Source organism: Halomonas koreensis (assembly GCF_031451675.1).
GTDB lineage: Bacteria > Pseudomonadota > Gammaproteobacteria > Pseudomonadales > Halomonadaceae > Halomonas > Halomonas koreensis.
Genome location: NZ_JARWAK010000016.1, coordinates 1 through 25534 on the forward strand (window position 1 = coordinate 1; position 25534 = coordinate 25534).

Annotated in this window: 22 protein-coding genes; 2 read left to right on the forward strand and 20 right to left on the reverse strand. The window is 71.1% G+C overall.

The features are described 5' to 3' along the window. Positions 1-296: 296 nt before the first annotated feature. From ppc to cysM, 5 genes are read right to left on the reverse strand one after another with little or no spacing between them, the layout of a single operon-like run. The gene (gene ppc / locus QC818_RS15590; protein ID WP_309653781.1) at positions 297-2945 is read right to left on the reverse strand and encodes a phosphoenolpyruvate carboxylase; all 2649 of its coding nucleotides are present in this window, start codon (positions 2943-2945) and stop codon (positions 297-299) included. After that, entirely contained in the window at positions 2942-3799 is an 858-nt protein-coding gene (gene mazG / locus QC818_RS15595; RefSeq protein ID WP_309653782.1) for a nucleoside triphosphate pyrophosphohydrolase, read from the reverse strand. The genes ppc and mazG overlap by 4 nt, the downstream gene beginning before the upstream one ends. Beyond that, positions 3796-6075, reverse strand: a complete 2280-nt coding sequence (gene relA, locus QC818_RS15600) for a GTP diphosphokinase (RefSeq protein ID WP_309653783.1) — start codon at positions 6073-6075, stop codon at positions 3796-3798. Before relA ends, mazG begins: the two co-directional genes overlap by 4 nt. Then, a complete protein-coding gene (locus QC818_RS15605; protein ID WP_309653784.1) occupies positions 6068-7501 on the reverse strand; it encodes a TRAM domain-containing protein in 1434 nt (477 codons plus the stop codon). Before QC818_RS15605 ends, relA begins: the two co-directional genes overlap by 8 nt. Position 7502: 1 nt before the next feature. Next, positions 7503-8399: a cysteine synthase CysM gene (gene cysM, locus QC818_RS15610; protein ID WP_309653785.1), complete on the reverse strand. Its 897-nt coding sequence runs from the start codon at positions 8397-8399 to the stop codon at positions 7503-7505. A 119-nt stretch (positions 8400-8518) separates the two neighbouring features. On the opposite strand from cysM, the gene QC818_RS15615 reads away from it, so the two are divergent. Beyond that, on the forward strand, positions 8519-11227 hold the full coding sequence (locus QC818_RS15615) for an ATP-binding protein (protein ID WP_309653786.1): 2709 nt from the start codon (positions 8519-8521) through the stop codon (positions 11225-11227). On the opposite strand, the gene acpS is transcribed toward QC818_RS15615, so the two are convergent. From acpS to rpoE, 12 genes are all read right to left on the reverse strand, one after another. Beyond that, complete coding sequence (acpS, locus tag QC818_RS15620) at positions 11167-11544, reverse strand: holo-ACP synthase (RefSeq protein ID WP_309653787.1); 378 nt, start codon at positions 11542-11544, stop codon at positions 11167-11169. The two genes, QC818_RS15615 and acpS, sit on opposite strands and share 61 nt — an antisense overlap. Then, complete coding sequence (pdxJ, locus tag QC818_RS15625) at positions 11541-12347, reverse strand: pyridoxine 5'-phosphate synthase (protein WP_309653788.1); 807 nt, start codon at positions 12345-12347, stop codon at positions 11541-11543. Before pdxJ ends, acpS begins: the two co-directional genes overlap by 4 nt. Before the next feature lie 172 nt (positions 12348-12519). Next, positions 12520-13218, reverse strand: a complete 699-nt coding sequence (recO, locus tag QC818_RS15630) for a DNA repair protein RecO (RefSeq protein ID WP_309653789.1) — start codon at positions 13216-13218, stop codon at positions 12520-12522. A 195-nt stretch (positions 13219-13413) separates the two neighbouring features. Then, a complete protein-coding gene (gene era / locus QC818_RS15635) occupies positions 13414-14313 on the reverse strand; it encodes a GTPase Era (RefSeq protein WP_309653790.1) in 900 nt (299 codons plus the stop codon). Next, positions 14310-14999 (reverse strand): ribonuclease III, encoded by a 690-nt coding sequence (gene rnc, locus QC818_RS15640; RefSeq protein WP_309653791.1) that lies wholly within the window; start codon positions 14997-14999, stop codon positions 14310-14312. The genes era and rnc overlap by 4 nt, the downstream gene beginning before the upstream one ends. Before the next feature lie 43 nt (positions 15000-15042). Then, on the reverse strand, positions 15043-15849 hold the full coding sequence (lepB, locus tag QC818_RS15645) for a signal peptidase I (protein WP_309653792.1): 807 nt from the start codon (positions 15847-15849) through the stop codon (positions 15043-15045). A 15-nt stretch (positions 15850-15864) separates the two neighbouring features. Beyond that, complete coding sequence (lepA, locus tag QC818_RS15650) at positions 15865-17685, reverse strand: translation elongation factor 4 (RefSeq protein WP_309653793.1); 1821 nt, start codon at positions 17683-17685, stop codon at positions 15865-15867. A 152-nt stretch (positions 17686-17837) separates the two neighbouring features. Next, positions 17838-19256 (reverse strand): DegQ family serine endoprotease, encoded by a 1419-nt coding sequence (locus QC818_RS15655; RefSeq protein WP_309653794.1) that lies wholly within the window; start codon positions 19254-19256, stop codon positions 17838-17840. A gap of 69 nt (positions 19257-19325) precedes the next feature. Next, the gene (locus tag QC818_RS15660; RefSeq protein WP_309653795.1) at positions 19326-19760 is read right to left on the reverse strand and encodes a SoxR reducing system RseC family protein; all 435 of its coding nucleotides are present in this window, start codon (positions 19758-19760) and stop codon (positions 19326-19328) included. After that, positions 19757-20743: a MucB/RseB C-terminal domain-containing protein gene (locus tag QC818_RS15665; RefSeq protein WP_309653796.1), complete on the reverse strand. Its 987-nt coding sequence runs from the start codon at positions 20741-20743 to the stop codon at positions 19757-19759. The genes QC818_RS15660 and QC818_RS15665 overlap by 4 nt, the downstream gene beginning before the upstream one ends. Before the next feature lie 23 nt (positions 20744-20766). Then, on the reverse strand, positions 20767-21435 hold the full coding sequence (locus QC818_RS15670) for a sigma-E factor negative regulatory protein (protein ID WP_309653797.1): 669 nt from the start codon (positions 21433-21435) through the stop codon (positions 20767-20769). 193 nt (positions 21436-21628) lie between these two features. Further along, the gene (gene rpoE, locus QC818_RS15675) at positions 21629-22234 is read right to left on the reverse strand and encodes an RNA polymerase sigma factor RpoE (protein WP_309653798.1); all 606 of its coding nucleotides are present in this window, start codon (positions 22232-22234) and stop codon (positions 21629-21631) included. 314 nt (positions 22235-22548) lie between these two features. On the opposite strand from rpoE, the gene QC818_RS15680 reads away from it, so the two are divergent. Next, the gene (locus QC818_RS15680; protein WP_309653799.1) at positions 22549-23628 is read left to right on the forward strand and encodes a 3-deoxy-7-phosphoheptulonate synthase; all 1080 of its coding nucleotides are present in this window, start codon (positions 22549-22551) and stop codon (positions 23626-23628) included. 68 nt (positions 23629-23696) lie between these two features. On the opposite strand, the gene QC818_RS15685 is transcribed toward QC818_RS15680, so the two are convergent. The 3 genes from QC818_RS15685 to QC818_RS15695 all read right to left on the reverse strand — a co-directional run bounded on the left by QC818_RS15685 (position 23697) and on the right by QC818_RS15695 (position 25534). Further along, positions 23697-24128 (reverse strand): GNAT family N-acetyltransferase, encoded by a 432-nt coding sequence (locus QC818_RS15685; protein ID WP_309653800.1) that lies wholly within the window; start codon positions 24126-24128, stop codon positions 23697-23699. After that, positions 24125-24994, reverse strand: a complete 870-nt coding sequence (locus QC818_RS15690; protein ID WP_309653801.1) for an Nmad3 family putative nucleotide modification protein — start codon at positions 24992-24994, stop codon at positions 24125-24127. The genes QC818_RS15685 and QC818_RS15690 overlap by 4 nt, the downstream gene beginning before the upstream one ends. A 90-nt stretch (positions 24995-25084) precedes the next feature. Further along, positions 25085-25534, reverse strand: coding sequence for a hypothetical protein (locus QC818_RS15695; RefSeq protein ID WP_309653802.1), 450 nt, complete (start codon positions 25532-25534; stop codon positions 25085-25087).

Consider the following 25534-nt stretch of genomic DNA (forward strand, 5'->3'; position numbering starts at 1 on the left):
GCGAGGCGCGAGGCGCGAGGCGCGAGGCGCGAGGCGCGAGGCGCGAGGCGCGAGGCGCGAGGCGCGAGGCGCGAGGCGCGAGGCGCGAGGCGCGAGGCGCGAGCAGGATAATGATCGGAACCGAAAAGCCCGCAACAAGATTGCGGGCTTTTCTCTCGAACCTCGAACCTCGAACCTCGAACCTCGAACCTCGAATTCAGCGTGATAGCTTACTCTCGAACGACGACACCCCGAGGTTTCCCCCGGGGTGTCTCTCTTCAAGCTTATGGCTTACGGCTCCCGGGCGGAGCCCGGGCCTAGCCGGTGTTGCGCAGCCCGGCGGCGATCCCCGCCATGGTCACCATCAGCGCCCGGGAGAGGTCGGCGCTGATGGCGCCGTCGGCGTCCCGGTTGCGCTGCAGCAGTTCCGCCTGCAGGCCGTGGAGCGGGTCGATGTAGGGGTTGCGCACCTCCACCGCCTGGCGGATCAGCGGCGTGCTCTCCAGCAACTCGTCCTGGTCGAGGATCTGCAGCAGCGAGGCGTTGAGGCGGCCGAAGCGCTCGCGCAGCCGAGCGCCCAGGGCCTGCAGCGCCGGCTCGTCGACCAGGCGATGCTCGTAGTAGGCGGCGATGCCCACGTCGGCCTTGGCCAGCAGCATCTCCAGCATGTCCAGGTAGGTGCCGAAGAAGGGCCAGCGGCGGCGCATCTCGCGCAGCACCTCCAGGCCGCCCTCCTCCTCGATGCGCCGGGCGAAGGCCTCGCCGCTGCCCAGCCAGGCCGGCAGCATCAGCCGGGTCTGGGTCCAGGCGAAGATCCACGGAATCGCGCGCAGGGTCTCGACGCCGCCGTCCTGGCGCCGCTTGGCCGGCCGCGAGCCCAGCGGCAGCCGCCCCAGGGCCGACTCCGGCGTCACCGAGCGGAAGTAGGGCACGAAGTCCGGATCCTCGCGCACCACGCTCACGTAGGCGCCATGGGCCACCTCGGCCAGGCGGTCCATCTCGTCGCGCCAGGCCGGCTCCGGGGCCGGCGGCGGCAGCAGCGAGGCCTCCAGCACCGCACAGGCGTAGATCTCCATGGAGCGCAGGGCGATATCGGGCTGGCCGAACTTGAAGCGGATCATCTCGCCCTGCTCGGTCACCCGCAGGCTGCCGTTCACCGAGCCCGGCGGCTGGGAGAGGATGGCGGCATGGGCCGGGCCGCCGCCGCGGCCCACGGTGCCGCCGCGGCCATGGAACAGGGTGAGGTCGACGCCGTGGCGCTCGCAGACCTCGACCAGCGCCTCCTGGGCCCGGTACTGGGCCCAGGCGGCGGCCAGCTGGCCGGCGTCCTTGGCGGAGTCCGAATAGCCGATCATCACCTCCTGGCGGTCGCCGGCCAGCTCGCGGTAGCCCGGCAGCGCCAGCAGGCGGTCGATGACGTCGCCGGCGCGGTTGAGGTCGTCCAGGGTCTCGAACAGCGGGGCGATGGGCAGGGTCGCGTCGCCGCCCACCTCCTTCATCAGCAGCGCCACCGCCAGCACGTCGGAGGGCTGGGCGGCCATGGAGATGATGTAGGTGCCCAGCGCCTCGGCGTGCTCGGCGCCCACCACCCGGAAGGTGTCCAGCGCCTCGCGGGTCTCCGCCGAGCACTCCCAGCGCCGGGGGATCAGCGGCCGCCGGGAGGCCAGCTCGGTGAGCAGGAAGTCCTGGCGCTCGGCCTCGCTCCATTCCCGGTAGTGGCCGAGCCCCAGGCTGTCGGTGAGTTCCTCGAGGACCTGCTCGTGGCGGCCCGCCTCCTGGCGCAGGTCGAGCTTGGTCAGGGTGACCCCGAACACCGCCACCCGGCGCAGGGTGTCGAGCAGCGCGCCATTGGCGATGGTGTCGAGGCCCACGTCGCACAGCGAGCGATAGCAGGTCAGCAGCGGCGCGTAGAGCTGGTCGCGGGTCTCGATGATCGGCCCGCCGTCGAAGGGCTTGCCGTCGAGCTGGGCCTTGGCCCAGTCGCGGGTGGCCTCGACCCGCGCCAGCAGCCGCCGGAGAAGCTCCCGGTAGGGTTCGGCGACATCGCCCACCTCGGCCTTGAGCGCGCTGTTGGCCTTCCACATGGACAGCTCGATCTTGAGCTGCTCGAGGTCGCGCAGGTAGAGGTCGGCGGCCATCCAGCGGCCCAGCAGCAGCACCTCGCGGGTGACCTTGGCGGTGACGTTGGGGTTGCCGTCGCGGTCGCCGCCCATCCAGGAGGCGAAGCGCAGCGGCGCGGCGTCCAGCGGCAGGCGCTCGCCGGCGGTCTCCAGCAGCAGGTTGTCCAGGTCGCGATGGAAGTCCGGCACCGCCTGCCACAGCGAGTTCTCGATCACCGCGAAGCCCCACTTGGCCTCGTCCACCGGGGTCGGGCGCTCGTGGCGGATCTCGTCGGTGTGCCAGGCCTGGCCGATCAGTTCCTCCAGCCGCCCCTGGGCCCGGGCGGCGCGCTCGGGATAGCCGCCGGAGGACTCGATGGCCGTCAGGCAGTCGTCGATGGCGTCGTACTTCTGGATCAGGGTGCGCCGGATGACCTCGGTGGGATGGGCGGTGAGCACCAGCTCGACGCGCATCCGCGCCAGGGTCTCGACCAGCTTGCGCGGCGAGTGCCCCTCGCCCTGGGCGCGCCGGAGCAGCTCGCCCAGCGCCGGCTGGGCGCCGGGCTTGTAGTCCTCCACCCGGCGGAAGCGGGCGCGGTAGTGCTGCTCGGCGATGTTCGCCAGGTTGAGGAACTGGTTGAAGGCCCGGGTCACCGGCAGCAGGTCGTCGTCGGGCAGGCCGCGCAGGTACTCGATCAGCTGGCGCTGGCTGTCGGCCTCGCCCTGCCGGCCCTGCTTGGCGAGCCCGCGGATGGCCTCGATGCGATCGACGAAGCCCTCCCCCAGGTCATCGGCGATGGTGCGGCCCAGGCTGTCGCCGAGGATGCGGACGTTGTCGCGCAGCGATTCGTGCAGGTCGTGGCTCATGACCGGGGGTCTCCTTGCGATGCGGGGGAATGGGGATCGCGGCGCTTGGCGGCCTGCCAGTGCCGCTCCATGCGCTCGAGGCCGGCGTCCGACAGGGCCACGCCCTCCTCGGCCAGGGCGGCCTCCACCCGACGGAAGCGACGCTCGAACTTGGCATTGGTGCCGCGCAGGCAGCGCTCCGGGTCGGCGCCCAGGGTGCGCGCCAGGTTGACGGCGGCGAACAGCAGGTCGCCCACCTCCTCGGCGGCATGGGCGGTATCGCCCTCGGCCAGGGCGGCCTCGACCTCGTCGAGCTCCTCGCGCAGCTTGGCGATCACCCCGCGGGTGTCCGGCCAGTCGAAGCCCGACCGGGCGGCGCGCTTGGACAGCTTGGCGGCCCGGGACAGCGCCGGCAGGGCCCGCGGCACGTCGTCGAGCACCGAGCGGGCCTCCCGGGCCTCGCGCTCCTCGGCCTTGAGGGACTCCCAGCGGGAATGCACCTGGCGGGTCTCGACCTCGGCGGCGCTCTGCGCCCGGCGGCGCGAGGCCAGGGTGCCGTCGGGGAAGACATGGGGATGGCGACGCAGCATCTTGGCGGTGAGGGTGTGGACCACGTCGTGGAAGTCGAAGCGGCCCTCCTCGGCGCCGAAGCGGGCGTAGTACACCACCTGGAACAGCAGGTCGCCGAGCTCGCCGGGCAGCTCGTCGAAGGCCCGGCGCTCGATGGCGTCGGCCACCTCGTAGGCCTCCTCCAGGGTGTGCGGCACGATGCTGTCCCAGTCCTGCTTCACGTCCCAGGGGCAGCCCTGGTCGGGGTCGCGCAGCACCGCCATCAGCGTCAGCAGGTCGTCGAGGCCGTACCGGGGATCGCTCATGCTCGCTTGCCTCCACGCTTCTTCCGGCCCTTGCCGCCGCTGCGCAGGCGGCGCACCTCGATCACGTTGGACAGCTGCTGGATGCGCGAGAACAGCCGCCCCAGGGTCTCCAGGCCGTCCACCTCGACGGTGATCTGCATGCGCGCGATGCCGTCCTCGGTGTCGGTGAGGGTGTTCACCGACAGCACGTTGACCTTCTCGTGGCCGAGCAGGGCGGTGACATCGCGCAGCAGCCCGGAGCGGTCCCAGGCCTGGATCTCGATGTCCACCGGGTACTGGGTGCGGGCGCGCTCGCCCCACTCCACCTCGATCACCCGCTGGGGCTCGTCGATACTCAGCTGCAGGATGTTGGGGCAGTCCTCGCGGTGCACGGTGACCCCGCGGCCCTGGGTGATGAAGCCGACGATGGCCTCGCCGGGCACCGGGTGGCAGCAGTTGGCCATGCTGGTCTTGAGGTTGCCGACCCCGAGCACGGTGATGCCGTCGCCCTCGCCCTTGTCCTGGGAGCGCCGCGGCTTGGCCAGCAGCTTGTCGAGCTGTTCCTGGTCGTCGGTCTCGCCGAACAGTTGCTGGGCCTGGTGCAGCACCTGGCCGATGCGCAGGTCGCCGGCGCCGAGGGCGGCGTACATGTCGTCCGCCGAGGCGTAGTTGACCTTGTTGGCCAGCCGGACGAGGTCCATGTCGCCGACGTCGAGGCGCTTCATCTCGCGCTCGAACAGCGCCCGGCCCTCCTCCAGGTTGCGGTCCCGAGCCTGGTGCTTGAACCAGGACTGGATCTTGGCCCGGGCCCGGGAGGTGCACACGTAACCCAGGCTGGGGTTGAGCCAGTCGCGGCTGGGGCCACCCTTGCTGGCGGTGAGGATCTCGACCTGCTGGCCGGTGCCCAGGCGATAGGTCAGCGGCACGATGCGCCCGTTGACCTTGGCGCCGCGGCAGCGGTGGCCGACCTCGGTGTGCACCCGGTAGGCGAAGTCGATGGGCGTGGCCTCCCGGGGCAGGTCGATGACGTGGCCGTCCGGGGTGAAGACGTAGATGCGGTCCGGCGCCACGTCGCTGGACAGCCCCTCGCGGATGTCGCCGAAGTCGCCGACCTCCTCCTGCCATTCCAGCACCTGGCGCAGCCAGGCGATCTTCTCCTCGTAGCTGGCGCTTCGGGCGTTGGTGTCGTGGCCCTTGTAGCGCCAGTGGGCGCAGACCCCCAGCTCGGCCTCCTCGTGCATGGCGAAGGTACGGATCTGGATCTCCAGTACCTTGCTCTCGGGGCCGAACACGGCGGTGTGCAGCGACTGGTAGCCGTTCTTCTTGGGATTGGCGATGTAGTCGTCGAATTCCTGGGGCACGTGGTGCCAGCGGGAGTGGACGATGCCCAGCACCGTGTAGCAGTCGGCGACCTCGGGGACCAGGATGCGCACCGCGCGGATATCGTGGACCTGGGAGAAGTCGATGCGCTTGCGGCGCATCTTCCGCCAGATCGAGTAGATGTGCTTGGCGCGGCCGTCCACCTGATAGCGGTGGATGCCCTGAGCCTCCATCAGGCCCTTGAGGGTCTCGACCACGTCGTGGATGTAGCGATCCCGGTCCAGGCGCTTCTCGGCCAGCTGGCGGGCGATGGCCTTGTAGTCCTCCTCGTGCAGGTAGCGGAAGGACAGGTCCTCGAGCTCCCACTTGAGGTGGCCGATGCCCAGCCGGTGAGCCAGGGGCGCGTAGATGTCGAACACCTCCCGGGCCACCTGCATGCGCTTCTCCCGCGGCGCATCGCGCACCTGACGCAGGGCGCAGGTGCGCTCGGCGATCTTGATCAGCGCCACCCGCACGTCGTCGATCATGTTGACCAGCATCTTGCGCAGGTTGTCCTGCTGGTCGTGCTGGCTGAGCCCCTGGCTGGGCGTCTGGGAGGTGCTGATGGCGGCCATCTGCAGCACGCCGTCGATCAGCCCGGCGACCTCGCGGCCGAAGCGCTTGGCGATCTCCTCGCGGCCGATCAGCCCCTCGCGCACCGCCCGATAGAGCACCGCCGCCTCGAGCGCCGGCTGATCCAGGCGCAGCTCGCCGAGGATGTCGGCCATCTCCAGGCCCATGCGGAAGCTCGAGCCGTCCTTGAGCCAGGCCTTGTGCATGCGGCCCGACTCGCGATCCAGCCGCTCGGCCAGCTCGCAGGCGGCGCGCACCTGGTCCGGCGCGCGTAGCTTGACGTCTTCCTGCAGGCGCTCGACCCAGCGGGGGATATCGACCCGGCCATCCTCGGTCAGGGGCTGGTCTTCCCGCACTTTAACCATCGCGTGAGGCTCCTTCGCGCCGCTGTCCGGCGTCCTGGTGCACGAACAGCAGCATGGATTCCAGGTGGGCGGTATGGGCGAACATGTCGGCCACCGCCCAGCGTTGGATGACATAGCCGCCCTGTGCCAGGCGGGCCGCGTCCCGGGCCAGGGTGGCCGGATCGCAGGAGACGTAGAGTACCCGCGGCACCGGGCGCTCGGCCAGCGCCGCGCAGACCGCCTCGGCGCCGTCCCGGGGCGGGTCCAGCACGACGCAGCCCGGCGCCTGCTCGGCGAGCAGCGCCCGGGTGGTCGCGGCATCGCCGAGATCGCCCTGACGGGCCTCGACATCGAGGCCGTTGGCACGGGCATTGCCGGCCAGGCGCTCGACCATCGCCGGGCCGCCCTCCACCGCGACGATGCGGGCGCCGAGGGCCGCCAGCGGCAGGCTGAAGTTGCCGACCCCGGCGAACAGGTCCAGCACCGGCTCGCCGGGCGCCAGCGGCGCCAGCCAGTCCAGGGCGGCGGCCACCAGGCGGGCGTTGACGGCCTCGTTGGCCTGCAGGAAGTCGCCCGGCGCGAAGCCCAGCGCCAGCTCGCGCCCCCCTGCCGGCAGGCGGTAGCGCAGCGCCGGCGCCGGCGTCAGCCATTCCAGGGCCGGTGCCTCGCGGCCCAGCCAGCGCGCCAGGTGGACGCCCCGGGCCTCGGCGAACGCCCGCCAGCGCCGGTTATCCGCGGAATGCTCGCGCAGCTGCCGGATCACCAGGCTCACCCCGGCGTCGCTGGCGGTGAGCTCCAGGTGACCCACGTGCCGCGGTGCCTCGAGGGTCTCGAGGCAGTCGCGCAGCGGGGCCAGCAGCGCCGAGAGCTCGGGGAGCAGCACCGGGCAGGCGTCGAGATCGACCAGCCGATGGCTGTGCCGGGTCCGGAAGCCCAGGTGCACGCCGCCGTCGGCATCCACCTTGACGCCCAGCCGGGCACGGCGGCGATAGCCCTCGCCGGCATCAACCAGCAGCTCGGGCTCGCCCTCGGGAGTCAGGCCCTGGCGCGCCAGCAGCTCGCGCAGCACCGCCTGCTTGTGGCGGCGCTGGCCGGCCAGGCTCAGGTGCTGGAGGTCGCAGCCGCCGCAGCTGCCGTAATGGGCGCAGGGCGGCGTGACCCGCTCCGCTGAGGGCTCGAGCACCTCCCGCACATGGGCCTCGTCGAAGCGCTTGCGCGTACGGTGCACCGCCGCCTGCACCGTCTCGCCGGGCAGCGCCCCCTCGACGAAGACGGCCTTGCCGGCCGGCGTCCGCGCCACGCCGCGGCCGTCATGGGCCAGGCCCTCGATCTCGAGGGTCGAGGCGTCGTGCGGGCTCGACGACCGGGGCGCGGCCCGGGAGCGCGGCTCCTGCAGCCCGGAGACGCCGGAGCGCGCCCGGCGGGGGCGTCGCGTGCCGAGACCCACCTCAGGCCTCCGGGGCGTACAGGCCGGTGGACAGGTAGCGATCGCCGCGGTCGCAGACGATGAAGGCGATCACCGCGTCCTCGACCTGCTCGGCGATGCGCAGCGCGCCCGCCAGGGCGCCGCCGGAGGAGACCCCGGCCAGGATGCCCTCCTCCCGGGCCAGCCGGCGCATGGCCGCCTCGGCCTCGTGCTGGCCGATGTCGAGCACCCGGTCGACCCGGGCGGGATCGAAGATCCGCGGCAGGTAGGCCTCGGGCCAGCGGCGGATGCCGGCGATGCTGGCGCCGTCCTCGGGCTGCAGGCCGACGATCTGCACCTCGGGGTTCTTCTCCTTGAGGTAGCGGGAGACCCCCATGATGGTGCCGGTGGTGCCCATGGAGCTGACGAAGTGGGTGAGGGTCCCGCCGGTCTGGGCCCACAGCTCGGGGCCGGTGCCGCGGTAGTGGGCCAGGGGGTTGTCGGGGTTGGCGAACTGGTCCAGGGGCTTGCCCTCCCCCCGCGCGATCAGGGTGTCGGCCAGGTCCCGCGCCTCCTCCATGCCGCCGGCCTGGCTGACCTCGATCAGCTCGGCGCCGTAGGCGGCCATGGCCTGCTTGCGCTCGGCGGAGGCGTTCTCGGGCATGACCAGCACCAGCCGATAGCCCTTGATGGCGGCGGCCATGGCCAGGGCGATGCCGGTGTTGCCGGAGGTGGCCTCGACCAGGGTGTCGCCCGGTGCGATGGTGCCCCGCGCCTCGGCCTGCTCGAGCATCGACAGCGCCGGGCGGTCCTTGACCGAGCCGGCCGGGTTGTGGCCCTCGAGCTTGGCGAGCAGGGTGTTGTTGCGCCCCGCGGCGATGCGCTTGAGGCGGACCAGCGGCGTCTGGCCGACGGTCTCCTCGAGGGTGGGGAACTGCATGCAACCTTCCTTCTGGAAACGTCTTTTCGGCATTATATCCGTGCCCGACCCCAGTGGACAGGCATGCCCGCCGGCTGTGGCATACTGGGGGACGACACCCCAGCCGACGAGCCCTGCCGATGTCATTGAAGACCCGCCTGATGCTGGCCATCCTCGCCCTGCCGCTGCTGCTGATGACGCTGGTGCTGACCACGGCGACGCTGCTCGAGGATCGTCACCACCATCGGGAGCTCCGCGATCGCCTGACCCAGGCCGCCGACCTTCTGGCGCCGACCCTGGGCCGGGCCCTGGCCGAGGGCGATCGCCGGACGCTGGAGGACGCCGCCGACCGCCTGCTGGCGCTGGAGGAGGTGCGCGCCCTGGCCATCCGCGACGCCGCGGGGCACCAGCGCCTCGAGCTCGGCCGGCTGCGCGAGCCGCCGGCGAGCGCCTCGGCCACGGCCGGGGTCCGGCTGCAGGAGGACGGCCGCCGCTGGTGGCTGCAGACGCCGCTGCCCGGGGCGCCGGAGGCCCGGCTGGTGCTCGATATCGACGCCTCGGTGCTGCCGCTGGCCTTCTACCGCCAGCTGGCCAGCGGGGCCCTGATCCTGCTGATCATGGGGATGCTGCTGTTCCTGGTGGCCTACGGCCTGGGCCGACGCCTGACCCAGCCGCTGGAGCAGGCGGCCCAGACCCTCGAATGGCTGGTGGCCGGCGGCGAGCCCCGCCCCCTGGCGGCGCCCCCCGAGCCCGAGCTCGCCCGCCTCGCCGGGCGGCTCAACGACATGGGGGATCACCTGGCCACCGCCCGGGACGACCTCCAGGCCCAGATCGAGCAGGCCACCGGCGAACTCCAGGAGTCGATGGAGACCATCGAGGTCCAGAACATCGAGCTGGATCTGGCCCACCGCCGCGCCTTGGAGGCCAACCGCGCCAAGTCGGAGTTCCTGGCCAACATGAGCCACGAGATCCGCACCCCACTCAACGGCATCATCGGCTTCTGCCGGCTGCTGCACCGCACCGAGCTGGCGCCGCGCCAGCGCGAGTGGCTGGACCACGTCCAGCGGGCCTGCGACAACCTGCTGATGCTGGTCAACGACGTGCTGGACTTCTCGAAGATCGAGGCCGGCCGCCTGGAACTCGAGCACACCGAGCTCGACATGGTGGCGCTGGTGGACGAGGTGCTGGGCCTGCAGGCGCCCCAGGCCCAGCAGAAGGGGCTGCAGCTGCTGGGCCTGGTCTACGACGACGTGCCCGAGGCGCTGCACGGCGACCCGCTGCGCATCCGCCAGGTGCTGACCAACCTGGTCGGCAACGCCGTGAAGTTCACCGAGCACGGCGAGGTCATCGTGCGGGTGATGGTCGATCAGCAGGCCGGTGGCCATGTGGTACTGCGCGTGGCGGTCAGCGACACCGGCATCGGCATGAGCGACGAGGCCCAGCGGCGGCTCTTCCAGGCCTTCCGCCAGGCCGACGCCAGCCACCAGCGGGAGTTCGGCGGCACCGGCCTGGGGCTGGCCATCAGCCGCCAGCTGGTGGAGCAGATGGGCGGCGAGATCCGCGTCGACAGCGTCCCGGACGAAGGCTCGACCTTCGCCTTCACCCTGCCCCTGGCCTGCCAGAACGACGCCGAACGCGCCCCCGAGATGCAGCTGGAGGGCCAGGGGGTGATCCTGGCCGAGCCCCATGGCCCGACCCGCTCCGCGCTGCGCCACCTGCTGTCGCGCTGGGAGGCCCGCCTGGTCGATCCGGCCTCCCCCGAGGCGGCCCTGGCGGTGATCGGCCTGGACGACGAGGACCTGACCCGGACCGGCCAGGCGGCCCTGCAGGCGCGCCTGGAGCGCCTGGCCTGCCCGGCCCTGCTGCTGGTCAACGTCAGTCCGCCGGACCTGCCGGACCTGCCCCTGCCCCATGGCGGCGAGGTGCTGAGCAAGCCGCTGTCGCGCCGCACCCTGGTGGAAGCGATCAGCCGGGCCCTGACCCGGGCGCGCCGCGATCAGGCCCCGGCGCGCCTCCAGGCCCCCGGCCAGCCGCGCGGCCCGCTGCGCCTGCTGGTGGTGGACGACACCGAGTCCAACCGGCTGCTGCTCAAGGAGCTGATCGGCGGCCCGCAGCTCGAGGTGGGCCTGGCCGCCAGCGGCGAGGAGGCCCTGGCCATGGCCCAGGAGACGCGCTTCGACGTGGTGCTGATGGATATCCGCATGCGGGGCATGGACGGCGTGGAGACGACCCGGGCCCTGCGCGGCCTGGGCGGCCCCTGGCGGCACGTGCCGATCATCGCCGTCACCGCCCATGTGCAGAGCGAGCAGCGCCGCCAGCTGCTGCAGAGCGGCCTGGACGGCGTGCTGGAGAAGCCGCTGGACACCGCCCAACTGTCGAGCCTGCTGCGCCATCACCTGGGGGTGGGGCTGGCGCTGGAGGAGACCGGGGAATCGCCGGAGGACGATCCGGCCGGCGACGCCGAGCTGGCCTCGGTGGACCTGGCGCTGGGCGCCCAGCTGGCCGGCGGCCGCGAGAGCCTGGCCCGCCGGCTGCTGGACCAGCTGATCGACTCCCTGGACGAGACCGAGGCGCAGGTGCGGGAGGCGATGGAGGCCGGCGACGCCGAGGCGCTGCTCGACGCCATTCATGCCCTGAACGGCGCCTGCCGCTACTGCGGCGTGCCGCGCCTGGGGCTGCTGGCGGAGACCCTGGAGACGCGGCTGCGCTCCCGGGGCCTCGAGGCGGTGACGCCGCTGCTGCCGGACCTCCACGCGGCCATGGCCGCGCTGCGCGACTGGCAGGCGGCTCAGCCCTCCAGCACCACGAAGGCGACGGCGAACGCCGCCTCGTCCGACAGCGAGAGGTGAAGGCTCCGCACGCCCTCGGCCTGGGCCAGCTCCAGGGCGCGCCCGGAGAGGCTCAGGGTCGGCCGCCCCAGGGCGTCGTTGTCGACCTGGATCTCGGGCCAGCGCATGCCGCGGCGCAGCCCGGTGCCCAGCGCCTTGACGAAGGCCTCCTTGGCGGCGAAGCGCTTGGCCAGATAGGCCGCGGGCCGGCCCCGGTCACGGTAGCGGGCCAGCTCGTCGGCGCCGAGCAGCCGCTCGGCGAAGCGCTCGCCGTGCCGCGCCTGGGCGGCCTCGAAGCGCGCCACCCGGGCGATGTCGGTGCCGATGCCGAGGATCATGCGCAGCAGCTGCCGTCGGCATCGTGGTCGTGGTCGTGGTCGTGCTCGTCCAGGGCGGCCACGAAGCCGGCCTCCTGACCGGCGATCGCCAGGCGCTTCATCTCGACCACCGCCTCCTTGAGGCCGACGAACAGCGCCCGGGCGATGATCGCGTGCCCGATGTTGAGCTCGTGCAGGCCGGGGATGGCGGCGATGGCCTCGACGTTGTGGTAGTGCAGCCCATGGCCGGCGTTGACGGTCAGGCCCAGCTCGCCGGCCATCTCGGCGGCGGCCACCAGGCGGGCGTGCTCCCGGGCGGCGGCCTCGCCGGTCGCCTCGGCATAGGCGCCGGTGTGCAGCTCGACCACCGGCGCGCCGGCCTTCGCCGCCGCCTCGAGCTGGGCCGGCTCGGCATCGACGAACAGCGACACCTCGCAGCCCACCGCCGCCAGCCGACGGCAGGCCTCGGTCACGTCCTCGAGGCTCCCCGCCACGTCCAGCCCACCCTCGGTGGTCAGTTCCTCGCGCTTCTCCGGCACCAGACAGACATGGGCCGGCCGGATCTCCTCGGCCAGCGCCAGCATCTCCTCGGTGACCGCCATCTCCAGGTTCATGCGGGTGTTGAGCACCTCGGCCAGCAGCCGCACGTCGCGTGCCTGGATATGGCGCCGATCCTCGCGCAGATGCACGGTGATGCCGTCGGCCCCGGCCTCCTCGGCCAGCAGCGCGGCCTGGACGGGATCGGGATAGCGGGTGCCGCGCGCCTGGCGCAGGGTGGCGATGTGGTCGATGTTGACGCCGAGCAGGATGCGGGGGGGATGCATGGAGCTCTCCAGGAAACGAGGGTCAAGGAATCAAGGGGTAAGGGTAAAGAGAGACGAGACAAGAAAGAAGAGGGAAGAGGGAAGAGGGAAGAGGGAAGCTAGGATAGGTGTTTTCTTCCTTCTTCCAGGCGCGCAGCGCCGTTCTTCCCTCTTCGAGTGGCGAAGCCACGTCTTATGACTCCCGGCGCCGCCGAGCCGCCAGCTGGCGCATCCACTCCCGGGAACGCAGCGGCCGGCTGCCGAGCAGCGGCGCCAGGGCCGCCCGGGCGACCGCCTTGGCCGGCCCGGCCAGGCCCGGCTCGCGCCAGTCGCCGTTGGCCAGCAGCTTCAGGGTTCGGCCGTCGATGCCGGGCTCGCCCGGCACGAAGGCGCGCTCCTCCGAAACGAAGACGTAGCGGGACTGGGGATCCAGGGCCTGGCCGTCCGGCGTGCAGAAGCGCGGCTCGGCGTCCAGGGCCTCGAGCAGGGCCCGCTCCAGGCTGCGCAGGGCGCCGGCCCGTGCCTCGGGGCGCGGCAGCGCCTCCAGGGCGGCGGCGTAGAAGGCGAAGACGTCGCCCACCGGCAGCTCCACCGGCAGCAACCGGGTCAGCAGCTCGTTGGCGTAGAGCCCGCACAAGAGCCCCTCCCCCGCCAGCATCGCCGCCGGGGCCCGGGTCTCCATCAGCGAAAGTCGCTTGAGCTCGCCCTGCCCGCTCCAGGTCAGGTGCAGCGGCGCGAAGGGCTGCAGGGCCGCCCGGGAGCGGCTGCCCGGGCGCTGCACCCCGCGGGCCACGGCCCGCACCCGGCCGTGGTCGAGGGTCAGCAGCTCGACCAGGGCGCTGGTCTCGCGATAGGGACGCTTGTGCAGCAGATAGGCCGGCTGGGGGGTCATGGGTCGAGGCTCACAGTGCGAGGGGCGAGGGGCGAGGGGCGAGGGGCGAGGGGCGAGGGGCGAGGAAACAGTGTGAGGTGTGAGGCGTGAGGTGTGAGATGCCAGGAGCTTGTCATGGCGCTCCATGCCACCCCCTCACTCCTTACCCCTTACTCTCCTTCCCCCTTGTCCCTCGAACCTCGCCCCTCGTCCCTATCAATCCAGATCGTAACCCAGGCTCTTGAGCGCCCGTTCGTCGTCGGACCAGCCGCGCTTGACCTTGACCCAGAGGTTGAGCATCACCTTGGCGTCCAGCGCGCGCTCCATGTCGAGGCGGGCCTCGCGACCGATCTTCTTGATCCGCTCGCCGCGCTCGCCGATCAGGATCTTCTTCTGGCCCTGGCGCTCGACCATGATCAAGGCGCTGATGTGCACCACCTTGCCCTCGTCGCGGAATTCCTCGATCTCCACGGTCATCTGGTAGGGCAGCTCGTCGCCGAGCTGGCGCATGACCTTCTCGCGAACCAGCTCGGCGGCCAGGAAGCGCTGGCTCTTGTCGGTGACCTGGTCCTCGGGGAAGAAGTGCACGCTCTCCGGCAGGTGCTTGGCGACCTCGGCCTCGAGCTCGGGCACGTTGGTGCCGTGCTTGGCGGCGATGGGCACGATGGCGGCGAAGTCGCGCCGCGCCCCCACCGACTCGAGCCAGGGCAGCAGCTCGGTCTTGTCCTTGAGGCGATCGACCTTGTTGACCGCCAGGATCACCGGCGCCTCGATGCCGGCCAGGCGATCCAGCACGACCTGGTCCTCGTCGGTCCAGCGGGTGCGGTCGATGATGAAGACCACGCAGTCCACGTCGCGCAGGGCCTGGGTGGCGGCCTGGTTCATGAACCGGTTGATGGCCTTGTTGCGATCCTTCTCGAGGATATGGATGCCCGGGGTGTCGACGTAGACGAACTGCGCCTCGTCCTCGGTCTTGATGCCCATCACCTGATGGCGGGTGGTCTGGGGCCGCCGCGAGGTGATGGAGATCTTCTGGCCGAGGATCCGGTTCATCAGCGTGGACTTGCCGACGTTGGGCCGGCCGACGATGGCCACGAAACCGCAGCGCTGGGTCATGAGCGACCTCCCCGGGCGTCGAGCCGGGCCAGGGCGCGCTCGGCGGCCTGCTGCTCGGCGTGGCGGCGGCTGGAGCCGATGCCCCGGGTGTGCTCCTCGAGCATCTCCACATGGCATTCCACGGTGAAGGTCTGGGCATGCGCCTCGCCCTCCACCGAGATCACCTCGTAGCGAGGCAGCGCCGCCTGGCGGGACTGCAGGAACTCCTGCAGCCGGGTCTTGGGATCCTTCTGGGTGTCCTGCAGGTCGATGGCCTCCAGACGCTCGGCGTACCAGGCCAGCACCCGGGCCCGGGCGGTCTCCATGCCGGCGTCCAGGTAGATGGCGCCGATCACCGCCTCCACGGCGTCGGCGAGGATCGAGTCGCGGCGGTGGCCGCCGCTCTTCATCTCGCCGGAGCCCAGGCGCAGGTGCTCGCCGAAGTCCATCTCCCGAGCCAGCTCGGCCAGGGTCTGGCCCTTGACCAGGCGGGCCCGCAGGCGCGACAGCTGGCCCTCCCGGGCCTGGGGAAAGCGCTGGAAGAGGTCCTCGGCGATGACGAAGTTGACGATGGAGTCACCGAGGAACTCCAGGCGTTCATTGTTGCGGCCGCCGTAGCTGCGATGGGTCAGGGCCAGCTCGAGCAGATCCGATTGCGCGAAGTCATGGCCGATGCGGCGGCTGAAGAGGGTCAGGGAATTGCTCACGAAGCTCCTGCTATGTCATGCACAGGAATGCCGGTCCCGGCATTCATTGGATACGGCGCACACTGGTGAAGCTCGGCAGTCCGCCGTCCCAGTGCATCCAGACGGCGAAGGCCTTGCCCACGACGTTCTCCTCCGGCACGAAGCCCCAGTAGCGGCTGTCGTTGGAGTGGTCGCGGTTGTCGCCCATGGTGAAGTAATGGCCCTGCGGCACCACGATCTCGCGCATCTGCGGACCGGGGTCACGGGGATTATTGTAGATGGGGTGCGCCACCTCGCCCAGCCGCTCCTCGAACAGCAGCTCGTCCGGCGCCCCCTCGGGGCCGGCCTCGAGCAGCGCCTTGGGCACCGGCCGGCCGTTGACGTAGAGCTGCTTGTCCTCGTAGCGGATGCGGTCACCGGGCAGGCCCACCACCCGCTTGATGAAGTTCACCGAGGGCTCGTCGGGGAAGCGGAACACCATGACGTCGCCGCGCTCGGGCTCGTCGATGTCGACGACCTTGGTGTCGACGACCGGCAGGCGCAGGCCGTAGGCGAACTTGTTGACCAGGATGAAGTCGCCCACCTCCAGGGTCGGGCGCATCGACCCGGAGGGGATCTGGAAGGGCTCGACCAGGAAGCTGCGCAGCACCAGCACTACCAGCAGCACCGGGAAGAAGGAGCGCGCATAGTCCACCGGCCAGGGCTCCTTGAGCGCCCGCTCCCGGGCGGCGGGCTCCAGGCCCTCGGTGGTGCCGGCCTCGACGCTGGCCATGAGCCGGGCCCGGCGCGCCGGCCGCCACCATACCAGGTCCAGCAGCCAGATCGCGCCGGTGACCGCCACGGCCAGCGTCAGCAAGAGTGCAAAGTCCATCGTCCTCGCCCTTCCCTAGTCGTCGTTCACCTTGAGCACGGCGAGGAAGGCATCCTGGGGAATCTCCACCCGGCCGACCTGCTTCATGCGTTTCTTGCCCGCCTTCTGCTTCTCGAGCAGCTTCTTCTTGCGGGTAGTGTCGCCGCCGTAGCACTTGGCGGTGACGTTCTTGCGCAGCGCCTTGACGGTGGAGCGCGCCACCACCTGACCGCCGATCGCCGCCTGGATGGCCACGTCGAACATCTGCCGCGGGATCAGCTCCTTCATCTTTTCGACCAGCACCCGACCGCGGGAATGGGCGTGATCGCGGTGGATGATCACCGCCAGGGCGTCGACCCGGTCGCCGTTGATCAGCACGTCCAGGCGCACCAGCCTGGCCGCCTCGAAGCGCTCGAAGTTGTACTCCAGCGAGGCATAGCCCTTGGAGATGGACTTGAGGCGGTCGAAGAAGTCCATCACCACCTCGGACATCGGCAGCTCGTAGGTGAGCTGGATCTGGCTGCCCAGGAACAGCATGTCGAGCTGAGTGCCGCGGCGCTGCTCGCACTCGGCGATGACGTTACCGACGAAGTCCTGGGGCACCAGGATGCTGGCCCGCACGATGGGCTCGCGCATCTCCTCCACGTCCGCCATGTCGGGCAGCTTGGACGGGTTGGAGACGTAGCGCACCTCGCCGTCCTTCATCAGCAGCTCGTAGACCACGGTGGGCGCGGTGGTCAGCAGGTCCAGGTCGTACTCGCGCTCCAGCCGCTCCTGGATGATCTCCATGTGCAGGGTGCCGAGGAAGCCGACCCGGAAGCCGAAGCCCAGGGCATCGGAGTTCTCCGGCTCGTAGTCCAGGGAGGCGTCGTTGAGCGCCAGCTTCTCCAGGGCGTCGCGGAAGTCCTCGTAGTCGTCGGAACTGACCGGGAACATGCCGGCGTAGACCTGGGGCTTGACCTTCTGGAAGCCCGGCAGGCGCTTGACGTCCGGGGTCTTGGCGTGGGTGATGGTATCGCCCACCGGGGCGCCGTGGATGTCCTTGATGCCGGCCACCACGAAGCCCACCTCGCCGGCGCGCAGCACGCCGGTCTCGCGACGCTGGGGCGTGAAGATGCCCACCTGGGAGGCCTGCCAGTCGCGGCCGGTGGAGGTGATGCGGATCTTGTCGTTCTTCTTCAGGGTGCCGTCGAAGATCCGCACCAGCGAGACCACGCCCAGGTAGTTGTCGAACCAGGAGTCGATGATCAGCGCCTGCAGCGGCTCCTCGCGATCGCCCTTGGGCGGCGGGATGTCGCGCACCAGGCGCTCGAGCAGGGCGTCGACGCCGAGCCCGCTCTTGGCCGAGACCTGGCAGGCGTCGGTGGCGTCGAGGCCGATGATCTCCTCGATCTCCTCGCCCACCTTGTCCGGGTCGGCCTGGGGCAGGTCCATCTTGTTGAGCACCGGCAGCACCTCGAGGCCCTGCTCGATGGCGGTGTAGCAGTTGGCCACCGACTGGGCCTCGACGCCCTGGGCGGCGTCGACCACCAGCAGCGCACCCTCGCAGGCATACAGCGAGCGCGACACCTCGTAGGAGAAGTCCACGTGCCCCGGGGTGTCGATGAAGTTCAGCTGATAGACGTTGCCGTCCTGGGCGTGATAGTCCAGCGTCACCGACTGGGCCTTGATGGTGATGCCGCGCTCGCGCTCCAGGTCCATGGAGTCCAGGACCTGTTCCTTGAGCTCGCGCTCGGTGAGGCCGCCACAGGTCTGGATCAGGCGGTCGGCCAGGGTCGACTTGCCGTGATCGATATGGGCGATGATCGAGAAGTTCCGTATTCCGTCGATAACTTTACGGTTGTCGCTTTCTGCCATTCAGGATGATCCGTGTCGTGTGCGCGCCCGATGCGGCCAGGCGGCTCTGTGCAGCGTGAAGGATGGCGGCATTGTAGCGGGATGCGCCGGACAGATACAGCGACCCGGCGGCCATCGCCGCCGGGTCGCGGTTCACGCCGGGCGTGCGGGACTCAGTCGCCGGCCAGGCGCATGGCGACGTAGTAGGAGCGACCGTCGCGGTAGAGCCGCACCGGCACCACGCTGCCCTCGGGCAGGTCGGCGATCAACTCGGCGAGCTGCGACGGGCTCTCCACCCTCTGCTGGGCGATGCTCACCAGGATGTCGCCCGGACGCACGCCCGCCGCGGCGGCGATGCCCGCGGGATCGACGTCGGCGACCCGGACGCCGTGATCGAGCCCCAGCTTGCGACGCTGGACCTCCTCCAGGGGCTGGACGACCACGCCCAGCCGGGCCGGAGAGGCCTCGCCATCGTCGCCGCGGCCGGCCGCGGCGCTGTCGGGCCACTCGCCGACCTCGAGGTCGAGGGTCTCCCGCTCGCCGCCGCGCAGCACGGTCAGCGACACCTCGCCGCCCGGCGCCACTCGGCCGATCAGGCGCGGCAGATTGCTGGAGCGGGCCACCTCCTGGCCGTTGACCTCGAGGATGATGTCGCCGGCCTCCAGGCCGCCACGGGCCGCCGGCCCCTCGGGGTCGAGGTCGGCGATCAGCGCGCCCTCGGGATTGTCCATGCCGAAGGACTCGGCCAGCTCCCGGGACACCGGCTGGATCATCACCCCCAGCCAGCCGCGAGTGACGGAACCGTCGGCGCGCAGCTGGTCGGCCACGTCCATGGCCACGTTGATCGGGATGGCGAAGGACAGCCCCATGAAGCCGCCGCTGCGGGTGAAGATCTGGGAGTTGATGCCCACGACCTCGCCGTCGAGGTTGAACAGCGGCCCGCCGGAGTTGCCCGGGTTGATGGCCACGTCGGTCTGGATGAAGGGCACGTAGACGTCCCGCGGCAGGGTGCGGTTGATGGCGCTGACGATGCCGGCGGTCACCGAGTGATCGAAACCGAACGGCGAGCCGATGGCGGCCACCCACTCGCCCACCTGGAGGCGATCGGAGTCCCCCAGGTCGAGGGTCGGCAGGTCCTCGGCCTCGACCTTGAGCACCGCCACGTCGGTCTTCTCGTCGGCGCCCACCAGCTCGGCCTCCAGCTCGCGGCGGTCGTTGAGGCGCACCAGGATCTGGTCGGCGCCGTCGACGACGTGGGCATTGGTCATGATGTAGCCGTCTTCATCGAAGATGAAGCCCGAGCCCAGCGACTGGCGTTCCTCGCTGTGCCCCCGGCCGTCCCCCGGGGGCATCGGCAGGCGATCGCCGAAGAAGTGCCGGAAGATCTCGGGGATCTCCTGGTTGCCGAAGCCGTGGAACGGCGACTCGCGACGCTCGACCATCCGCGAGGTGGAGATGTTGACGACCCCGGGCGCGGCGTCTTCCACCAGCTCGGTGAAGTCCGGCAGCTCGCGCGCCATGGCGGACTGCGCGGCCAGCAGCGCCGCGACCAGGAGCGCCCAGAGGGATAGCGTGCGCATCATGCGTGTCATGAAAGACTCCTGTGACAAGGGCAATGGGTGTAAGGATCCCGGAGCCTGCCTCGCCTGAGGCCGGACGGTTCAGCAGGGCGGTTCGAGCAGCCGCGGGCGGTAGCGGCCCGAGGCTCGGCGAGCGTGGGCGCCCAGGCCGAGCAGGCCGGCCCCCAGCCCCGCGGCGAAGGCCAGCGCCACGACGGGATCGTCGCCGCCCAGCGCCTCGGCCAGCAAGGCGCCGGCGAGCGCCAGCGCCAGCGGCAGGCCATAGGCCCAGAGGCTCGCCCCGGTCAGCGCCCGGGCCGGCAGGGCGAGGCGCACTTCCTGGCCGATGGCCAACGGCTGCCGGCTGGATACCGCCAGGCGCAGCGGGCGGGCGGCGCCCCAGCGAGCCAGCGTGCGGGTCCCACAGCCGCCGCGGGCCGCGCAGCCGCCGCAGGCGGGGCGGCGCAGCACCTCGACCCAGGCGCCGCCGTCGAAGGGTTCGATCACCCGCGCGCTCTCGACCAGCGGGTCGCTCATGGCGCGCCCTCCCCCGCCTCGGCGGCGGCCCCGGGGGCCGGCCACTCCACGGACTCCACCACCCGGCGCAGCACGTCGGGAGGCAGCTCGCCCATGGCCATCACCTGGCGCGGCCGACCGCCGAGCTCGCGATGCAGGACCGCGGCGTGAGAGACCCCCAGGCGATGGATCCCGGGGATCAGCAGTTCCCGCGCCTCCAGCGGCTCGATGAACAGGCTGAGGGTCGCCAGGCCATCGCCGTAGACCCGGTGGCTTACGCCGGGACGCTGCCGGCCGTGGGTGGTGACCGGTTGAGCCACGAAGCCCTCGGGCAGCCAGCCCGGCCGCCAGGGCGTGTCGCTCACGGCCTTCCCGGGAGCCAACCCGACCCGGCCGCGATGCAGCCGCGGGGCGCGCAGCTCGGTGATCTGGAAGGTCTCGATGGCGCGGCCCTGGCGGTCGAGCAGCATCTGCTTGAGGGGCAGGGCCGTGGCCGTGTCGAGCCACAGGCGATGCCCGTAGCGGCGGTCGTCCAGGGGCTCGATGTCGAGCCGGGTGGCGCGCCGGCCGGCGATGCGGTCCTCGCCGGAAAGCTGCAGGCGGTAGAGGCCGTCGAGATGGTTGACGATGGCCGCCGGCGACGCCGACAGCGCGCCCTCCTGCGCCATGTCGCCGAGCCGCGCGATGCGCCCCTGGCGCTCGAACATCACGGCCGGCCCGTCCAGGAAGCGGGCGACCTCGCGCTCGATGCCCTCCTGGATCTCGTGGGACAGGGCCAGGGTGCGCACGCCGTCGGCGCCGATGCGCACGGCACGGGCCTGGAAGACGTAGCAGTGATTGGCCCAGAGGCTTCGCTCGTACCATCCCTCGGCGGACTCGGGGGACGGGGCCTCGGCCAGTTGGCCGCAGTCGAAGTGGGACTGATCCGGCGCCACTCCGGTCGCGGCGGCCAGCGAGGAAGACGCCAGGGCGGCGCCGGCCAGCATCGCCGCGATCAGGCGCACCGGGCGCCTTGGCCGCCCCGCCATCAGCGCGACCCCAGCGACTCGCTTCCGGAGGCCCGCAGCAGCGGCATCCAGACGTCACCGCCGCTGGCGGCGGCGCCCTCGGCGTGGCGGTCCAGGTAGGATTGCAGCAGCAGCGCCTGCTGGCGATCCATGCGCAGCGACTGGCGCTGGGAGGGAGTGAGCATGCTCGGCGCGCCGCCGCCCGCGCCGACGGTCATCAGGCCCTGGGGCGACTGGCCGGCGACCTGCGACTGGAACACCGGCATGTCGACCAGCGAGGCCGGCGCGCCGGCACCGGCCTCGCCGCCGGCCCGGGTGGCCACGGGCGCCTCGTTGCCCCCGAGGGGAGAGGCGCCGTTGTAGAACTGCACGCCGGTGATCACCATCAGCGACACCGCGGCGGCGATGCCGGCGCTGCGCGCCAGCGGCAGGGAGCGCCGGTGGGCGGGCGCCTCGGCCGCGGCGGGCGCCGGCTCCTCACGGAGGCGAGCCATGACGCCGGCGGACAGGTCGGTGGCGACATCGACCTCGGGTTCGCGACGCATCAGGCTGCGCATCAGGTGATAGCGGCGCCAGGCGTCCGCCGCATCCGGCTCGTCGTCCAGCGACTTGAGCACCCGTCGCAGCTCGAGCTCGTCCCCCTCGTGGTCCATTAGCGCAGAAAGCGATTCCCGTGCGTTCTGACTCATTTCTTCTCACCCTCACACTGGGCAAGGCAATGCCGCCTTGCATCCTGTTGGAAGCCCGGTCTTCCGACCTCGATATCCGTGCTGCCGGCCGCCTGGGACGGCCCCTGACCCGCCGTGCACGAGTCGGTCACCGCATATGACGTCATCGACGGCCGACAGTTCAGCGATTCCGCAAAAACGATGCAAATCCCTTCTACTCGGTCAGCGCTTCCTGGTTGCGGGCGGTGGTGACCAGGGGCCGGATATGCTGGTCCACGGCCTCGCGGGCCCGGAAGATGCGCGAGCGCACCGTGCCCACCGGGCAGTCCATGATGTTGGCGATGTCCTCGTAGGACAGGCCGTCCAGCTCGCGCAGGGTGATGGCCGTGCGCAGGTCGTCGGGCAACCCCTCGATGGCCTCGAAGACGGCGGCCTGGAGCTGGTCGCGGGCGATCGCCGCCTCCGGCGTCTCGATGTCGGCCAGCCGGCCGCTGTGGTCGACCACCTCGGCATCGACGATGTCCAGGTCGCTGCCCGGCGGGCGACGCCCCTTGGACACCAGGTGGTTCTTGGCGGTATTGATGGCGATGCGGTACATCCAGGTGTAGAAGGCACTCTCGGCGCGAAACTTGCCCAGCGCCCGATAGGCCTTGATGAACGCCTCCTGGGCCACGTCCTGAACCTCGGCGTGGTCGTGCACGTAGCGCCCGATCAGGCCGATGATCTTGTGCTGGTACTTCTTGACCAGCAGGTCGAAGGCCTGGGTGTCTCCCTTCTGGGCGCGTTCGACGAGTTGCTGATCGGTTTCCCGGGTGCCCATTCAACGCCTCCCCGTGGCGGGAACTTGCCGCGACGCCGGGGTGGAACGTCGCGATGAGACGGGTGTCGCTTCCATATGTATCAACCTAGACCCTGGGATGAGCGTGCGCCGGTATCGGCGGGTGCTCAAGTGTTCCTGTTTCTGGTGCCCGCATCAAGCGCCGCGCCCGTGGATACGGGGCCGGAGCGCGGCGAGGCGCTATGACAGCGCCGCGCGGCACGGGGTTCCCCGCCGATTGAATTTGCCCGGCACGCGCGCGATAGTAGTCGCTTGACGCCGAATCAGCGCTGACACGACACAGGTAGCGAAGCACAATGTCCGAGCAACAGGTCAACAACCTCAACGTCCTCTCCGAGGACGTCCTCGTCACCCCGGCCGCCCTCAAGCAGGAGATCCCCCTGTCCGAGGAGGCCGAGCGCACCGTCATCGAGGGGCGCGAGACCATCCAGAACATCCTCGACGGCCGCGACCCCCGCCTGCTGATGGTGGTCGGCCCCTGCTCGATCCACGACGTCGACGCGGCCCTGGACTATGCCCGCCGCCTGCGCCGCCTGGCCGACCAGGTCAAGGACAGCCTGTATATCGTGATGCGCGTCTACTTCGAGAAGCCGCGGACCACCGTGGGCTGGAAGGGGCTGATCAACGACCCCCACCTCAACGGCTCCTTCGAGATCGAGGAGGGCCTGCACATCGCCCGTCGCCTGCTGGTGGAACTGGCCGAGATGGGGCTGCCGCTGGCCACCGAGGCCCTGGACCCGATCTCGCCCCAGTACCTGCAGGACTGCATCAGCTGGTCGGCCATCGGCGCGCGGACCACCGAATCCCAGACCCACCGCGAGATGGCCTCCGGCCTTTCCTGCCCGGTGGGCTTCAAGAACGGCACCGACGGCAGCCTCGACGTGGCGGTCAACGCCCTGCAATCCGTGGCGCACCCGCACAACTTCCTGGGCATCGACCAGGCCGGCAAGGTGGCGATCATCCGCACCCGCGGCAACCGCTACGGCCATGTGGTGCTGCGCGGCGGCAACGGCAAGCCCAACTACGACAGCGTCAGCGTGGCGCTCGCCGAGCAGGAGCTGCACAAGGCCGGCGTGACGCCCAACATCATGATCGACTGCTCCCATGCCAACTCCAACAAGGACCCGGGGCTGCAGCCGCTGGTGCTGGAGAACGTCACCAACCAGATCCTCGAGGGCAACCGCTCGATCATCGGCCTGATGGTCGAGTCCCACATCGGCTGGGGCAACCAGAAGATTCCCGACGATCACGGCCAGCTGGCCTACGGCGTGTCCATCACCGACGCCTGCATCGACTGGGACACCACCGAGGACGCCTTCACCACCATGAACGAGAAGCTGGCCCCGGTGCTGGCCAAGCGCCGCCAGGCCGCCTGAGCCCCGCGGTCGATGACGTGACAGGGCCCGCCGATCGGCGGGCCCTGGTCGTGTGAACCGCCGGCCGATCAGGCCGGTGTCGACCTGGCGAACAGGCGCTGATCCTTGACTTCCCGATAGCCCCGCCGGCAGTAGAAGGCGTGCGCCTCCCGGCGCCCGACATGGGCCCGAACCCGGACCCGGTCGACGAGCGGCCCCAACCAGGCCTCGGCGGCGGCCACCAGCTCGGCTCCCAGCCCCTGCCCCCGATAGGCCTCCGCGACGACCAGGCTCGCGACCTCGCCGCAGCGCCCTTCCGCCAGGCGCACGTCGAGCAGCGCCGACACGCAGCCCAGCAGTCTCCCCTCGCCCTCGGCGACGATGACCGCCCCGCCTCGGGCGACGATCTCGGCCTGGAGGTCGCGAATCCCCTCGGCGGTATGCGCATAGCCCAGCTCGGCCATCAGGCCGGCCAGCGCCTCGGCATCCGCCGCGCTCGCCATCCGAATACGCGCCGTCATCCCGCCCCCTGCGCGCCGCGGCCGGCGATCAGCGCCCGCGCCCAGGGCAGGGCTTCGGGATACTGGGCGCCATCCAGCACGAACTCCTGGCCGCGGGCCACGGCCCGCAGCGCGGTGTGATCCGCCCGCCGCCGCCAGCGCCCGGGATCGGCATGGTAGCTCAGCGGGGCCCGCCCCTCGCCGGGGTGGCACCAGCTCGGCAAGCGCCAGTCGGAGACCCGCTCGGCGTCCGGCGCCGTCAGCCGCTGGCAGGGCGCGTCGTAGGCGAAGAGCCCGGCGCCCGGCAGCCCGGTATCGGCCCCCTCGATCGTCAGCCCGGGAGCGGCGATGTAGAGGGTGTTGTGACGCGCCTCGGGGCGCCGGCAGTGGGGATGGTAGCGCGCCCACTCGGGGATGCCGGCGCGCTCGCCCAGGGACCACGCCTCCGCCACCTGCATCCAGCCCCAGAGCAGGTGGCGCGGGCGGGAGCCCGGCACGAAGCGCCAGCGCCCCTCGACCCGCCGGGCGGCGCGGAAGAGCCCGAAGAACAGGAACAGATCCCCCGGGCCCACGCCCTGGTTGCGCAGGTGGCTCTGGGCCTGGCCCATCTGCCCGAAGAGCGGACGCCAGCCCGGCCGGCGCGACAGGCTGTCCGCCGCGAGGTCGGGATCCAGGTGCACGCGGGTGGTGGCGGTGACTCGGCCGCGGGTGAGATCGTCGACCAGCGGCCCCAGCGCCTGGCCGGCGTGACGGATGTCGCCGTAGGACAGCGTCGAGCGCTCGTCGGGGATCGGCAGGCTGATCAGCCGGCCGTCCGGCAGGACGGGGCTCGGCACGCCGCCGGCGGCGGTGTCGAAGCCCTTGCGGCTCAGGATCAGCTTCGCCAACGGTCGCCTCCGCGCCCGATCATCGCCTCCCGCGGGACGACGGCCTGGCGCGCCGCCGAGGCCCGCCCTCGACCGAAGCTCGGAGACCGCTCAGGCGACATCGTCGCTCAACAGTCCCAGGCGATACTGCACGAAGAAGCGGCTGTCCGATTCCGAGGCCTCGGGGCACACGAAATACGCCAGATCATCACGCACCGGCGCGTCCTTGACGTGCCGGCCGTCCTCCCAGTAGAGGACGGCATGCCGGACCAGCTCGGCGAGGTAGTCATGATCCCAGGCATAGTGGCAATAGCCATGGTGTGCGGAGAGGTAGGGGCTGTATTCCTGGTGCGGCACGACCGCCGACTCGCCGTTCTTGTAGCGGGCGAAGGCCTTGGCATCCCGCTCGGCGGTCTCGGGATCGACGAAGTAGGCCACGTCGCGACGCGGCGGCAGGGCCTGGGGCAGGCCAAACGCCTCCCCCAGCTCGGCACACTCCACGACGATCCAGGCGACGAAGTGGGCTCCGATCTTGTGATCCCATTTCAGGGCAACATACAT

Excerpts from the sequence above, each read along its gene's own strand:
- ppc (WP_309653781.1), bottom strand. The coding sequence starts at position 2,945 with ATGAGCCACGACCTGCACGAATCGCTGCGCGACAACGTCCGCATCCTC.
- mazG (WP_309653782.1), bottom strand. The coding sequence starts at position 3,799 with ATGAGCGATCCCCGGTACGGCCTCGACGACCTGCTGACGCTGATGGCG.
- relA (WP_309653783.1), bottom strand. The coding sequence starts at position 6,075 with ATGGTTAAAGTGCGGGAAGACCAGCCCCTGACCGAGGATGGCCGGGTC.
- cysM (WP_309653785.1), bottom strand. The coding sequence starts at position 8,399 with ATGCAGTTCCCCACCCTCGAGGAGACCGTCGGCCAGACGCCGCTGGTC.
- QC818_RS15615 (WP_309653786.1), top strand. The coding sequence starts at position 8,519 with ATGTCATTGAAGACCCGCCTGATGCTGGCCATCCTCGCCCTGCCGCTG.
- acpS (WP_309653787.1), bottom strand. The coding sequence starts at position 11,544 with ATGATCCTCGGCATCGGCACCGACATCGCCCGGGTGGCGCGCTTCGAG.
- pdxJ (WP_309653788.1), bottom strand. The coding sequence starts at position 12,347 with ATGCATCCCCCCCGCATCCTGCTCGGCGTCAACATCGACCACATCGCC.
- recO (WP_309653789.1), bottom strand. The coding sequence starts at position 13,218 with ATGACCCCCCAGCCGGCCTATCTGCTGCACAAGCGTCCCTATCGCGAG.
- era (WP_309653790.1), bottom strand. The coding sequence starts at position 14,313 with ATGACCCAGCGCTGCGGTTTCGTGGCCATCGTCGGCCGGCCCAACGTC.
- lepB (WP_309653792.1), bottom strand. The coding sequence starts at position 15,849 with ATGGACTTTGCACTCTTGCTGACGCTGGCCGTGGCGGTCACCGGCGCG.
- lepA (WP_309653793.1), bottom strand. The coding sequence starts at position 17,685 with ATGGCAGAAAGCGACAACCGTAAAGTTATCGACGGAATACGGAACTTC.
- QC818_RS15655 (WP_309653794.1), bottom strand. The coding sequence starts at position 19,256 with ATGACACGCATGATGCGCACGCTATCCCTCTGGGCGCTCCTGGTCGCG.
- QC818_RS15660 (WP_309653795.1), bottom strand. The coding sequence starts at position 19,760 with ATGAGCGACCCGCTGGTCGAGAGCGCGCGGGTGATCGAACCCTTCGAC.
- QC818_RS15670 (WP_309653797.1), bottom strand. The coding sequence starts at position 21,435 with ATGAGTCAGAACGCACGGGAATCGCTTTCTGCGCTAATGGACCACGAG.
- rpoE (WP_309653798.1), bottom strand. The coding sequence starts at position 22,234 with ATGGGCACCCGGGAAACCGATCAGCAACTCGTCGAACGCGCCCAGAAG.
- QC818_RS15680 (WP_309653799.1), top strand. The coding sequence starts at position 22,549 with ATGTCCGAGCAACAGGTCAACAACCTCAACGTCCTCTCCGAGGACGTC.
- QC818_RS15685 (WP_309653800.1), bottom strand. The coding sequence starts at position 24,128 with ATGACGGCGCGTATTCGGATGGCGAGCGCGGCGGATGCCGAGGCGCTG.
- QC818_RS15695 (WP_309653802.1), bottom strand. The coding sequence starts at position 25,534 with ATGTATGTTGCCCTGAAATGGGATCACAAGATCGGAGCCCACTTCGTC.